The sequence below is a fragment of the Aeribacillus sp. FSL K6-1121 genome (assembly GCF_038003725.1).
GTDB lineage: Bacteria > Bacillota > Bacilli > Bacillales > Aeribacillaceae > Aeribacillus > Aeribacillus composti.
Genome location: NZ_JBBOPS010000001.1, coordinates 2,569,149 through 2,581,517, shown reverse-complemented (window position 1 = coordinate 2,581,517; position 12,369 = coordinate 2,569,149). Strand labels below are relative to the sequence as shown.

Annotated in this window: 10 protein-coding genes and 2 pseudogenes; 8 read left to right on the top strand and 4 right to left on the bottom strand. The window is 38.9% G+C overall.

Going from position 1 to position 12,369, the window contains the following annotated elements; genetic code table 11:
• Positions 1–33: 33 nt before the first annotated feature.
• Positions 34–753 (top strand): annotated as a pseudogene (locus NSQ61_RS12535) (polysaccharide biosynthesis protein); the annotation flags it as partial.
• A 348-nt stretch (positions 754–1,101) separates the two neighbouring features.
• Here NSQ61_RS12535 and NSQ61_RS12530 read toward each other — a convergent pair.
• Positions 1,102–2,082, bottom strand: a complete 981-nt coding sequence (locus NSQ61_RS12530) for a catechol 2,3-dioxygenase (RefSeq protein ID WP_327847946.1) — start codon at positions 2,080–2,082, stop codon at positions 1,102–1,104.
• A gap of 302 nt (positions 2,083–2,384) precedes the next feature.
• Here NSQ61_RS12530 and NSQ61_RS12525 point away from each other — a divergent pair, with 302 nt between their 5' ends.
• Positions 2,385–3,026 (top strand): GntR family transcriptional regulator, encoded by a 642-nt coding sequence (locus NSQ61_RS12525; protein ID WP_327847947.1) that lies wholly within the window; start codon positions 2,385–2,387, stop codon positions 3,024–3,026.
• Positions 3,027–3,101: 75 nt separating this feature from the next.
• Here the strand turns inward: NSQ61_RS12525 and NSQ61_RS12520 are convergent.
• A pseudogene (locus tag NSQ61_RS12520) lies at positions 3,102–3,825 on the bottom strand (IS3 family transposase); the annotation flags it as partial.
• A gap of 431 nt (positions 3,826–4,256) precedes the next feature.
• Positions 4,257–4,853 carry a transposase gene (locus tag NSQ61_RS12515; RefSeq protein ID WP_339229696.1) on the bottom strand — a complete coding sequence of 199 codons (597 nt, stop codon included), beginning with the start codon at positions 4,851–4,853 and terminating at the stop codon, positions 4,257–4,259.
• 282 nt (positions 4,854–5,135) lie between these two features.
• Here NSQ61_RS12515 and NSQ61_RS12510 point away from each other — a divergent pair, with 282 nt between their 5' ends.
• The 5 genes from NSQ61_RS12510 (at position 5,136) to NSQ61_RS12490 (ending at position 10,103) form a co-directional block, all read left to right on the top strand.
• A complete protein-coding gene (locus NSQ61_RS12510; protein ID WP_340807191.1) occupies positions 5,136–6,038 on the top strand; it encodes a DUF6282 family protein in 903 nt (300 codons plus the stop codon).
• Positions 6,035–6,766 carry a PIG-L deacetylase family protein gene (locus NSQ61_RS12505; RefSeq protein ID WP_339229692.1) on the top strand — a complete coding sequence of 244 codons (732 nt, stop codon included), beginning with the start codon at positions 6,035–6,037 and terminating at the stop codon, positions 6,764–6,766. The genes NSQ61_RS12510 and NSQ61_RS12505 overlap by 4 nt, the downstream gene beginning before the upstream one ends.
• A complete protein-coding gene (locus NSQ61_RS12500) occupies positions 6,766–7,476 on the top strand; it encodes a 4-carboxy-4-hydroxy-2-oxoadipate aldolase/oxaloacetate decarboxylase (protein WP_063389286.1) in 711 nt (236 codons plus the stop codon). Before NSQ61_RS12505 ends, NSQ61_RS12500 begins: the two co-directional genes overlap by 1 nt.
• Positions 7,477–7,549: 73 nt before the next feature.
• Positions 7,550–8,440, top strand: coding sequence for a DUF1932 domain-containing protein (locus tag NSQ61_RS12495; RefSeq protein ID WP_327847950.1), 891 nt, complete (start codon positions 7,550–7,552; stop codon positions 8,438–8,440).
• Between the two features lie 322 nt (positions 8,441–8,762).
• Complete coding sequence (locus NSQ61_RS12490; RefSeq protein ID WP_327847951.1) at positions 8,763–10,103, top strand: MFS transporter; 1,341 nt, start codon at positions 8,763–8,765, stop codon at positions 10,101–10,103.
• Between the two features lie 442 nt (positions 10,104–10,545).
• Here the strand turns inward: NSQ61_RS12490 and NSQ61_RS12485 are convergent, their stop codons facing one another.
• Entirely contained in the window at positions 10,546–11,538 is a 993-nt protein-coding gene (locus NSQ61_RS12485) for an NADPH:quinone oxidoreductase family protein (RefSeq protein WP_340789611.1), read from the bottom strand.
• A 131-nt stretch (positions 11,539–11,669) separates the two neighbouring features.
• Here NSQ61_RS12485 and NSQ61_RS12480 point away from each other — a divergent pair, with 131 nt between their 5' ends.
• Positions 11,670–12,257: a TetR/AcrR family transcriptional regulator gene (locus NSQ61_RS12480; protein ID WP_339194251.1), complete on the top strand. Its 588-nt coding sequence runs from the start codon at positions 11,670–11,672 to the stop codon at positions 12,255–12,257.
• Positions 12,258–12,369 lie beyond the last annotated feature (112 nt).

Here is a 12,369-nt window from a genome sequence, read left to right as displayed (position 1 = left end):
TTGAAGATGAGGAAGGATTCACAATGATACTAGATTTTAATTACAGGCGGAACAGGATCTTTTGGCAAGCGCTTTGAAAAAAATATATGATGTTAAAAAAGTGATTGTTTTTATCCGCGATGAATTAAAACAATATGAAATGGCACAAGAATATACAGACTCAAGACTTCGTTTTTTCATTGGGGATGTACGATACAAAGATCGTTTATATCGTGCGTTTGATGGTATTGATGCAGTTGTGCTAGCTAATCCCATGAAGCAAGTGCCGGCATTTGAGTACAACCCTTTTGAAGCAGCAAAAACAAATATTTACAGAGCACATAATATTACTGAAGCAGCGATTGACAGAGGGGGTTCAAAGAGTTATTGCATTACGTACAGATAAAGCTTGTAGTTCTGTAAACTTGTATGGTGCGACGAATCTTGCGTCTGGACAAACTTTTTATTGTTGCAAACTCTTACGTAGGTGAAAACACGAGATTTTCAGTTGTTCGTTGTGGAAATGTTGTAGGCAGCCGAGGCATTGGTATTCCATTCTTTAAGAAAATTCGGCATGCTGGTAAATAGCCTATTACAGATGAAAGAATGCCTCGTTTTTGGATTACACTTGATCAAGGTGTTCAGTTTGTGATTAACTCTCTTGAAAGTATGAAGACAAGGGAATTTTTCATTCCTAAAATCCCAAGTATGAGAGTGTTGGACTTAGCAAAAGCGATTGTGCCGGAATGCGAAATCGAGATTGTTGGAATTCGAAACTAGATTAACTGCTGTAAAAGTTAACTGCTCAATCAATTTCTTAATTCATTGCAGAGACAATAGAAGAGAGGCTGCCTACATTGCGTTGATTCAAATGGCAGCGGTTTTGCCAAGATCAGAAACAATGGTTGCTTAGATTATCAGTAAACCACAGGAAATTCACTTGGATTCTTCTAGAAGAAACAGGATTTTTTGAATTCCGTCAATTAATAAATTTTTTATTCATTTCTATATTCCGTGTGTCTATAAGTTAGACTAACATGAAAGAACACATAATTAAGAAAGTAAAAATCGCTCCTCCTTGAAAAAGATCAATACTTCAAAGAGGAGCAGAGGGCTTTCGTTTTATTTTTTCCCCGCTTTATCCAGTTCGGCAATAATTGGAGTTCCGTAAGTATGGAAGGTTTCAACCGTTTTATTTCCCCAGGCTTGGCCGCGTTTGCGTTCTTCTTCAGTCCAAGTAATTGGCTTCCAATCTGGTGCAAGAATCAGATATCCACCGGAACAGACTTCAATACGGTTTCCGCCTGGTTCATAAACGTAAACAAAGTATGTTTGGTTGATGGCGTGTTTGCTTGGGGCAAATTCAATAAAAACGTCATGGTCAATAAAAAAGTTTGCTGCTCTCACAATGTCCGACATGCTCTCGACGGCAAAAGCGATATGGTGCAGGCGTCCTTTTGATCCAGTTGAATCTTCGGTATATACAAGATCGTACGATTTATTAGTTGCTCGATACCAGACAGCTGCTTTGTGGCCGTCATTCATGACGATTTGCTCGGTTAAACGGAGACCTAAGACATTTTCTGCAAATTCTCCATCTGCTTCCGGATTTGAGGATAAATAGTTGATGTGATCTAAGGTTTTTACCGCAGCTCCATGTCCAGTGAACTTTTGTGGTTGATTTTTCAGTGTAGGCCGTAAATGATCAGGAGCTTGATAAAAGTTTGATTCATAATACAGTTCCATGATATGCCCATCCGGGCCGTAATAGCGGTATGCTCTCCCGTGGCCTTTATCTCCATCAATCCAGCCGATTCCGCGTCCGGTGGCTTCGATCGCCTTCGCTTTTCGTTCCAATGCTTCCGCACTTATCGTCCGCAGCGCTGTATGGCCGACTCCAGCCTGATCAGATTTCGTCAATTTGATCGAATACTCTTCGTAATCCCCCCAACAGCGCAAATAAACCGATTCATTATTTCTATATACTTCCTGTAAACCGAGTATGTTCTTAAAAAAAAAGGTGCTTTCCTCGAATTTTGGAGTTAACAGTTCCACATGGCCGAGGTGGGCAATGTCAAAATCCAGTTCCCTTGGGTGATTCATCTGTTTCTCCCCTCCTATTATTAAACATAATTGTTGAACAATTTTATTCTACAAATTTAAGAATTGTTTGTCAATAAGCGCTTTCATAAATTATTTTGCAGACGGTAAAATGAAGGAAGAAATATAGATCATGTGGAAGGAGAATCCAGTAAGCTTGTTGAACCATTTTCTTTAAACAACTTGCAATGGATCAAAACTCAAAAAGTTTCTGTAAAGTATTGACTAATTTATCAAAATTAATGTGTAATAATATTGTTAAACAATATATTTGCGATTGATTATAATTTACGAGGCGATTGAATATGAAAAGACCAATGGATATTGCATACGAATACATTAAAGAACGAATAATGAACGGCGCGTTTTTGCCTTCACAAAAATTGAATGAAAGTGAACTCTCTAATCAAATCGGTGTAAGCAGAAATACGGTAAAGAAAGCTTTATTTAAGCTGGAGCAGGAATGCTTAGTTGATATGGAAGAAAATAAAGGAGCAACGGTAAAATCCTTTACTGTGAAAGAAGTCGTGAACTATTTTGAAATCCGGGAATTACTTGAAAGCCTGATTATCCGCAGCGCTGTTAAACAAATAACAGATGACCAGCTGAATGAACTGGAAGACGTTTTTAACAAAATGGAATCATATTTAAACTCTGGAAATTTTGAGGATTATTCGAAAATGAATAAAAGATTTCACGAAATCATTTATGAAGCTAGCGACAACCAACAGGCAGTGGATATGGTAAACATGATCAAAGTACAATTGTTAAGATACCATCTGCGGACAATTCTAATACCAGGGAGGAAGGAAAATTCTTTAAAAGAACACAAAAGTATCTATCTCGCATTAAAAAACCGTAATGCGGATGAAGCGGAGAAGGCGATCCGCACACATATTTCTAATATTCGTAAAACGATTGAGGAAAATTTCTCATTTCTTATATAAAAAATATAGTTTTGATGGGCTGGCTTTTTTGAACTGCCCCCTGTCAAGTAGACAGTAGAAATAATAAAAATATACCTAAGCGGCTTTAGCTCTATATTCCATGGGGCTAAGGCCGTTTAATCTTTTTGGATACCTTTCATCATGATAAAAGCGGATGTACTCATCCATCGCAAGAGCTAATTCTTCAAATGTCTGATACTTATGTAAATAATACTTCTCGCATTTAAAGCGTTCCCCAAAAAGATTCCATTGGCCCATTATCAATACATCTGCCTACTCTTGACATACTTTGTGTCATCCCTGCTTGGTCTATTCTACGTTAACCATGAGAGGTATATTGGAACCCACTGTCACTATGAATAAGTGGATGCTCTCCATTGAAAAGTGCGGTAGCTTCATCCAACGTTTTGAATACAAGATGATGATGATTGGAATGTCCTAAAACATAGCTCACAATTGATCCATCATATAGATCAAGAATAGCACTTAAATAGGCTTTCTTTGATGAACCATATTTTAATTCTGTGACATCAGCTACCCATTTTTCATTTGGCTTTTCCGCTGTGAATTCACGATTCAATATATTTTCTGCAACATGTTGATGGGTAGATCGCTTATAAGATTTCTTCTTTTTTCGAATAACAGATTGTATACCGGCAACTTTCATCAGTCTATAAATTCGTTTGTGATTGAAGTTCTGACCAAGCTTTCGATTTATATTCAACGTCATTCGACGGTAACCATAGATGCCGTCAACTTGTTTTTTGCAAAATAAAAGTGCAGAGAATTGCAAAATCCTTATGCAGTGATTTGCAATGGGGCTTTACATGGAGGAGGAGCCATGATAACCTTTTTGGTTTTGCCAAAACTGTTGAATCTGGCGCTTGGCTAAAGAATCATGGCTACAGAGGATCCATGTCAAGCCTTGATGGATAGATCACATATATGTATATTTATTCAAAATTTTGATAAAGATATACTGCAACACTCTGTATTTTTTTCTTGCAGAAAACAGTCAACTTTCTCATGGAGAGCTTTCATCTCTTTTACGATTTCTTCATTCTGAAGTTCTCGGGAGGAAGGCGAACGTTTTAACCTCTTATAGTAAGCAGCTTGTGAAATACCGGCGATTTCACATAATAAGATTATGCTTAGGTTTTCTTTCTCATGAAGTTCCCGGATTGCGATATTTGGTTTACTTTCGCCTCCTTTCGATTTCCTCTAACTTTCTTAAAAATAGATTCTCCGCACGTAAGCGTTCATTTTCTCTTCTGGAAATAACTTTGCTTCTTCTTTTTTTCTTCCTCGTTTGTCTTTCAGCGCTTCTTCTCCACCATTTTCATACTTCTTCACCCATTGATATACTTGTTGATAAGAAACTTCATAAGTCTCTGCTGTTTTGTTATAATCTTTTCCGTTCCCTAAACAATCAAGCACAATTTGTATCCGTTCATTCCAAGTCGTTTTTCTTCCTTTAATCATAGAGCTTGTCTTTCCTTTCGACGTATCCTGTAAATCTCTATGGCTATTATACTTCTTCATCCATCTTTGAAGTATCGATCTACTTGAAATACCATATGTCCTGACAATCTTGTACTGTGAGAACTCACAAGATAAATAATCTTTTACAGCTGCTTCCTTATAACCTTTCCAAGAATTTGAACGTTCTAAACCCTCTATTCCAAATTCCTCAAATTCATTTATCCATTGCTTTAAAGAATATTTAGTAATTTGATACCTTTTACAAAGCTCTTGAATAGTACATGCTCGGTTTTCATATGCAAGTAAAACTTCAAGTTTGAACTCTGTAGTATATTGCTTATACATAGAAAAACTCCCCCTAAGGTAAAACAGATGTTTTATATTTTAATCTATCTACCTTAAGGGGAGCATATCAGCAAAAGTCAGCCCATTTTTTATATTCAATAATGCACATGCGAGTAGCTGTGAGTAGGAAGCTGCTTCATTAAACGAGCGCCTGTTTTATAGAAATTTTAAATTTTTAAACAATTTGAGTTGACAGAAAGAAAAAAGATACTATATACTTTAACCATCAACAATATTGTTAAACAATTTTGTTAAAAATATTTCTGAAAGAGAGGCTGTTCTATGTACGAAGAGCTATTGAAAGATGCCTATGACCTACATGTCCATACCGGACCGGATGTTTTGCCTCGTAAATTGGATGATTTTGAAATGGCAGAACGTCTCCAACGGATCGGCATGAAAGGCTATGGCATCAAGTCCCATTATTTTTGCACAGCTGAAAGAGCATCTTTAGTCAATAAAAACTTCCCGGGTTTTCGTGCTATCGGGGCCATTTGTTTGAATAATACTGTCGGCGGATTAAACCCGATTGCGGTTGAAATGGCTGCAAGGGATGGGGCAAAAATTGTTTGGATGCCTACGTTCGATTCTGCGAACGAACAGGAACATTTTGCTAAGAGCAGCCCTGCAAAATTGCCGCACTGGGCTAAACTGCGACAAAAGCTGGAGGAACAAGGGAAGCATTTGCCTACAATAAGCATTCTTGACGGAAATCAATTGAAAAAGGAAATGTATGATTGTCTGGAAGTAATCAAGGAACACGATTTAATTTTGGCTACCGGACATTTAGGAAAAAAAGAAATTTATGAATTAGTAAAAGAGGCAGGAAAATTGGGTGTGAAAAAAATTGTCATTACACATCCTAACTTTCCATCTATCAATCTATCAAAAGAAGAGCAAAAAGAATTAGCAGATATGGGAGCGGTTATGGAGCATTGTTTTACGACCCCATATTCAAATAAAGCGACTTGGGAATCTGTTTTTGAAGAAATCCGTTATGTTGGACCTGAACATTGCATTTTATCAACAGACTTAGGCCAACAAAAAAATGTTTATCCGGATGAAGGGATATTGGAATTCGTTCGTCAACTAATTGATAACGGCGGTTTTACGAAAGAAGAAGTGAAGCGTATGACAACCATTAATACCTCATTATTGGTAGAAGAACAGGGGGTAAAAATATGATTGATCAAAATACGAATCTATTAGTTGTAAGTGCTCATGCAGGGGACTTTGTTTGGAGAGGCGGCGGCACCATTGCAAAATATGTAAAAGCTGGAGCAAAAGTTTCTCTCGTTATTTTAAGCTACGGGGCAAGAGGAGAGTCCAATGACTTATGGAAAATCGAAGGGCAAACATTGGATAACGTAAAATCTGTCCGCAGAAGCGAAATCGAGGCAGCCATCAAATGCTTAGGTGTGAAAGATTATGAAATCTGGGACTATCAAGATTATCATATGACCATCACACCGGAACGCACCCTGCAATTGCTTAAGAAAATCAGGGAAGTACAGCCGCAGGTGATTTTGACTCATGGTCCGCGGGATGCGTTTAATCCTGACCATGAAACCGTTTCTCGGTTTGTATTTGAAGCTTCAGTATTAGCAACTTCGGCAGGTGTACGCGACGTTGAACTTCCAAAAATTAAACAGCCGAAAATCTTCGGCTTTGAACCGCATCAGTCGGAAATCAGCGATTTTAAACCGGAAGTGATTGTTGATATTACTGATACGTACGAACAAAAATATGAAGCTATGAACTGCTTTAAAGCTCAAAAGCACTTGATTGAATATTATGCCGCTAAAGCAGCTCTGCGTGGAAATCATGCAAGAAGATGCTCTGGCAACCAACAATACAAATATGCGGAAGCTTTCAGCAGATTCTTCCCGCTCGTTGGTGGTGAATTGATATAATGGAAAAATATGTGGTTCAAAATATTCAACGGCCTGATCCGAAATTAATTGAGGAATTTAAAAACTATGACGTGTCGACGGTTTATGAGGCGCAAGGTAAACAAGGACTCTTGGGACATCAACTGAAGCCTGTTCAAGAAGGAAAACTAATTTGCGGACCTGCCGTGACAGCTATTTGCTATGCAGGTGATAATTTGATGATTCATGCGGCCATCGAAGTTTGCAAGCCGGGTGATATATTAGTGATTACGACAATCGGTGAAGGTGTTCATGGAATGATTGGCGAGCTGATCGTCCGAGCTCTTATGAAACGCGGTGTACAAGGTGTCGTCATTGATGCCGGCATCCGAGATGTGAAACAAATTCGTGAACTTGGTTTTCCAGTATGGTCGAAAGCAGTTTATTCAGAAGGCACAACCAAAACAAGAGGAGGCTGGGTGAACGCTCCGGCAGTATGCGCCGGCACGCAAGTAAATCCTGGTGACTTAATTATGGCGGATGACGACGGTATTGTTGTCATCCGGAAAGAAGATGTTAAATCGTCGTTAGAAGCAGCCAAAAATAGAGTGGAAAAAGAAAAAGGGACAAAAGAAAAAATCGAAAACGGCGAATTGAGCGTTGATTTTTACAATCTGAGAGAAACGTTACAAAAGGAAAATGTTATTTATTATGAGGATGAAGAGGCATTTAAAAAATCTTTGCTGTCGTAGGCGAAGCTATATCAGGATTCCGTTATGGGACATTTTTAATTGTTTATTAGACTAAGAGATGGGGAGATTGTACATGGCTGCACCAATAGTAGGTTTTATAGGGTTTGGCGAAGCAGCTTATTTAATTTCAGAAGGGCTGCTTCAAGAAGGAATAAAAATCATTTATGCGTATGATGTTAACGCTAACCATCCGACATTTGGACCGGCTATCCGGGAGCGAACGGAAAAGCTGCATATTCCACTTGCTTCGTCGTTGGAAGAGCTTTGTGAAAAAACGGAGTACATTTTTTGCGCTACGAGTGCAAAAGCGGCCGAACCTATCGCAAAAGATATCAAATCGTACTTAACACCGGACCATTACTATATTGATATAAATGCCGCTTCGCCAATGGTAATGGAAAAGGTTGCAGATTATGTTGCTGAGACAAGAGCAAAATTTGTGGATGCGGCAGTCATGGATTCCGTACCATTAAAAAAACATAAAGTGCCAATGTATATAAGCGGTTCAGGTGCACTAGATTTCCAAAAAATCGGTACACAGTTTGGAATGAATCTTACATTTATTAGCGAAAAAGCCGGCAGTTCTTCTGCCATCAAAATGTTCCGCAGCATTTTTATGAAAGGGTTTTCTGCACTTCTGTTGGAAACCATTCAATCCAGCAGAAAATACGGGGTGGAAGAAATCGTTATGGAATCATTGAATCAATCCGTTACAGGAAAACCATTAGGTGAAACTGCTAATATGTTGTTGACCAGAACGGCCATCCATGCAGAACGGCGGGTGGCCGAGATGAATGAAGTAATCGACACACTCGGTATGTTAAATGTGGATGCTACGATGTCTGAAGCTGTGAAAAGGAAGTTGCAATTACTTGTTGACAGCGGAGTTCGGGAAAAGTTGAACAACCAAGTTCCTAGTCATTATAGCCAATTAATTGATTTATTGGATTCTAGCGAACATTAATGAGATATAGTGCCATTATTTTCCGCTCCACACAGCATTTTGATTGAAGCTTTTCGTAGGTTTCAGGAAGGAATTTGGCAAAAGAGTGGAAGAAGGATGCCCTCGATGATTTTAAGATCATGAACGAGGAGTATCACAAAAAGTCCACCCGCATGATTTGATTTTTGCAATCCATGGTGGCGGAGCGCTCCCCTCCGCCATAACCAAATCATTCAGCGATATTTCATTGAAAAGAACAAGTAATCAAAACTATGAAATTCATTTAAGAAGTTTTTCCTTTCTAAATTATTATATCTTGCCGAAAAAAGGAGGAAGTGAGAACATGACAAGCCTTTCCGTAAAAAATTTTTTAGATGCAAGTAAATTTAACCGCTTTCACACTGTTTTATTGCTTTGGGGGCTTTTCACGATTAGCTTTGAGGGGTATGATTTGGTTGTTTATGGTACTGTAGTTCCGGTATTATCGAAAGAATGGGAGCTGTCGCCGATCCAGGCGGGCATTATTGGCAGCTATGGATTGTTTGGCATGATGTTCGGTTCGATCATTCTCAGCCTTTTGGCAGATAAATTCGGGCGCAAGCCGCTTATCATCATCTCTATTATCATTTTTAGTCTTGCGACAACTATATCGGGATTTGTTGATAATGCAACATTGTTTTCATGGTGCAGATTTTTAGCAGGAATTGGCTTTGGCGGCGCATTGCCTTCAGTGATCTCACTTCTTACAGAATATATTCCTAAATCCAGTAAAAATAAAGCGATTACATTGGCATTGTGCGGAAACCAAGTCGGCGGTATACTTGCACCGCTTGTCGGAGTTTTATTTATTACATCATTCGGCTGGAGACCTGTTCTATGGTTTTCTGTTATTCCTTTGTTCATCATCCCTTTTATGATTAAGTCTTTGCCTGAGTCTCCACAATTTTTAATTCGCAAAGGCAAACTGGATGATTTAGAGCGCACTTTAAGAAAAATTGACCCCGACTATAAAAAGCAGTTGATTGAAACCGAACAGGAACCTGAGGTGAAAACAGAGAAAATTCCATTTATTGGGCTTTTTCAAAACAAACTGGCATTGCCTACGATTCTTTTCTGTATTGTTTACTTTATGGGGTTGTTAATGATCTATGGCCTAAATACTTGGCTTCCTAAATTAATGGAGACAGCAGGTTATCCGCTTATCTCCAGTCTCGGATTTGCGATCTTCTTAAACGGCGGTGCATTGCTGGGAACTATTATCATTGGTATTTTGGCGGATCGCAGAGGTTCGAAAGCATTAATTACCGGTTTGTATATTCTCGGTGCAGTGTGTCTTGCTCTTCTTGGGATCAAAAGCAATATTTTCTTCCTTTATTTGCTCATCGCCATTGCTGGTGTTTGTACGATGGGGAACCAAAGCTTATTAAACGCATTTGTTTCCCAGTATTATCCCGCACATGTGCGTTCAACAGGGGTTGGATTGGCGAATGGTGTAGGACGTCTTGGCGGCATGGTTGGCCCTACATTGGGCGGGATGCTTTTATCTCTGAAAGCACCGATAGGCATATGCTTTATTGCCTTTGCAGCTCCGGGCATTTGCGCAGCCTTGGCACTGCTTCTCGTTCGAAAAAAGCATGATGATCCAACAGTTATTCAATCAGAAGCCGAATTGACATTGCAATAATCTTTCATACAAAATTTGCACAATTAGATGGACTTAACTAAGGTAAAAAAATGGTTCCTATTTTTCTACACAAGAGACTGAATATTCAGTCTCTTGTGTAATCTCTAGTTAAGGATAAAAACAGCAAATGATTAAACCTATTCCGCTGTTTTAAACAAGTTGACTGTGTAAACAAAGGTGTAAAGCTAGGGTCGAATTTTCTGTTGCATACCATGTACGAAAAATACTGAGACCGAACTAAAAGAAATAATTTATCTAAAAAAAGCTGTGGATTAGTTGCTGGTAATGAGCTGCAAACTTTTTTTAAGAACTGTTGACAGACAAAAAGCTCGGCATATGCTGAGCTTTTTGTCATCAATTCACTAAAAAATTTTTTAAATACCGATTGCCCGTTTCAAAAAGGGAACTATTTTCAAGCAAAACCTAGAAAGTGCTGAGAGTATTATGAGAGTTTTACAACCGTTCTGCCGCGCAGTTTGCCTTTTAGAATGTTCGATAATGCGTCAGGAAGCTGATCGAGTGTGATTTCTTGTGCAATAGATTCTAGTAGTTTATCAGGTTTTAAATCAGCGGCCATTCGCTCCCAAATTTGTTTTCGCAATTCCATTTGGCAATAGACCGAATCGATGCCAAGCAGGTTGACTCCTCGCAAAATAAATGGGAAGACAGTCGTTGGAACGTCGCTGCCTCCAGTTAGCCCACTGACTGCTACAGAGCCGTTGTATTGAATTCTGCTAAGGATTGCGGCAAGGGTTTTCCCGCCTACAGGGTCAACGGCTGCTGCCCAATATTGTTTATCTAACGGACGGATCTGTTCTGGACAAACTTCTTCGCGAGAAAGGATTTCTTTTGCGCCAAGCTCGCGTAAATATTCATGTTCTGTTTCTTTGCCTGTACTTGCGACAACATGATAGTTTCGTTTTGCCAACATGGAAACTGCGATGCTTCCGACTCCGCCGGTTGCTCCTGTAACGAGTACTTTTCCTTTGTCAGGAGTTAATCCATTTTCTTCTAAACGATGGACAGACAATGCCGCCGTAAATCCAGCTGTTCCTAAAGCCATAGCATCTTTTAGTGTCAATCCTTTTGGAAGAGGGACAATCCAATCTGCAGGAATGCGGGCGTATTCGCTGTAGCCGCCGTAATGTGTCACGCCGATTTCATAGCTTGTTGCAATAACTTCGTCTCCCTCTTTAAAGCGCGGATCTTTAGAAGAAACAACAGTGCCGGCTAGATCGATACCTGGTACGAACGGATACGATTTTACAATTTTCCCATTCGGAATGGAAGCTAATCCATCTTTATAATTGACACTGGAATAAGCAACTTTTATGACGACATCTCCTTCTGGAAGGTCATTCATGGAAATGGTTTGTACTTTCACTGAAAAATCTGTCTCCGTTTTGTTCACTACTAACGCTTTGAAGTGGTCCACTCGACATCCCCCTTATTGTTTTTCATATTCTTGTTTTTACGATAACAAAATTATTCTGACCGGTCAAAATATTTTTATCGTCAAAAATTCATGTATAATAGCGTTATGACCGAAGTTCGAGGGGTGTTTTTATGAAGAAAAAAGCAGAAGAAAGGCGAGAACAAATTTTAAGGGCTGCTTTTCAAGCTGTTTCAGATAAAGGGTACGAAACGGTAACATTGCAGGATATTGCTGATTATGCAGGTGTAAGCAAAGGGGTTACGAATTATTACTTTGAAAATAAGGAGGACGTTTTTTTAAGCTTGCTGGAATGGGTGACGGATCGCATTTATCAACAAGAGTATAAAGCGGTTAGTAAGCAGACAGCAGCGATAAATAAATTAGAGGCTTATATCCATTCTGTTTTTATCGATCCAAAAAAGAATAAAAAATTTTACAAAGTGTATCTTGATTTTATGGCACAAGCGAGCCGAAATCCGCAATATCGGCTTATAAATCTCAAGTTTTACGAAAACTGCTGGAAAATCGGCCGTGACATTGTTGCTCTTGGTCAAGAGGAAGGAACGTTTTCAGCTGACATTGATGTCGATACAGCTTCCAAAATGATTCGCTCGATCATCGATGGATGTCTCATTCAGTGGTTAATGCGTGATGAAGATCATCTTCATGAGTTTTATAAGAAAACTTGCTATGAGCTTATTTTGAAATATTTAAAATAAGGAAAGTCTTTTGGGAATGATCTCCTGAAAATAGACATATTCCAGCGCTCAGCACCTGAAAGTACTTGAGACAAACTGGGACTGTAACGAATGTTAAAATTATCGAATCATT

What these genes read in the sequence shown, in the direction of transcription:
- NSQ61_RS12530 (WP_327847946.1), bottom strand. Translation starts at nt 2,082, where the DNA reads ATGAATCACCCAAGGGAACTGGATTTTGACATTGCCCACCTCGGCCAT.
- NSQ61_RS12525 (WP_327847947.1), top strand. Translation starts at nt 2,385, where the DNA reads ATGAAAAGACCAATGGATATTGCATACGAATACATTAAAGAACGAATA.
- NSQ61_RS12515 (WP_339229696.1), bottom strand. Translation starts at nt 4,853, where the DNA reads ATGTATAAGCAATATACTACAGAGTTCAAACTTGAAGTTTTACTTGCA.
- NSQ61_RS12510 (WP_340807191.1), top strand. Translation starts at nt 5,136, where the DNA reads ATGTACGAAGAGCTATTGAAAGATGCCTATGACCTACATGTCCATACC.
- NSQ61_RS12505 (WP_339229692.1), top strand. Translation starts at nt 6,035, where the DNA reads ATGATTGATCAAAATACGAATCTATTAGTTGTAAGTGCTCATGCAGGG.
- NSQ61_RS12500 (WP_063389286.1), top strand. Translation starts at nt 6,766, where the DNA reads ATGGAAAAATATGTGGTTCAAAATATTCAACGGCCTGATCCGAAATTA.
- NSQ61_RS12495 (WP_327847950.1), top strand. Translation starts at nt 7,550, where the DNA reads ATGGCTGCACCAATAGTAGGTTTTATAGGGTTTGGCGAAGCAGCTTAT.
- NSQ61_RS12490 (WP_327847951.1), top strand. Translation starts at nt 8,763, where the DNA reads ATGACAAGCCTTTCCGTAAAAAATTTTTTAGATGCAAGTAAATTTAAC.
- NSQ61_RS12480 (WP_339194251.1), top strand. Translation starts at nt 11,670, where the DNA reads ATGAAGAAAAAAGCAGAAGAAAGGCGAGAACAAATTTTAAGGGCTGCT.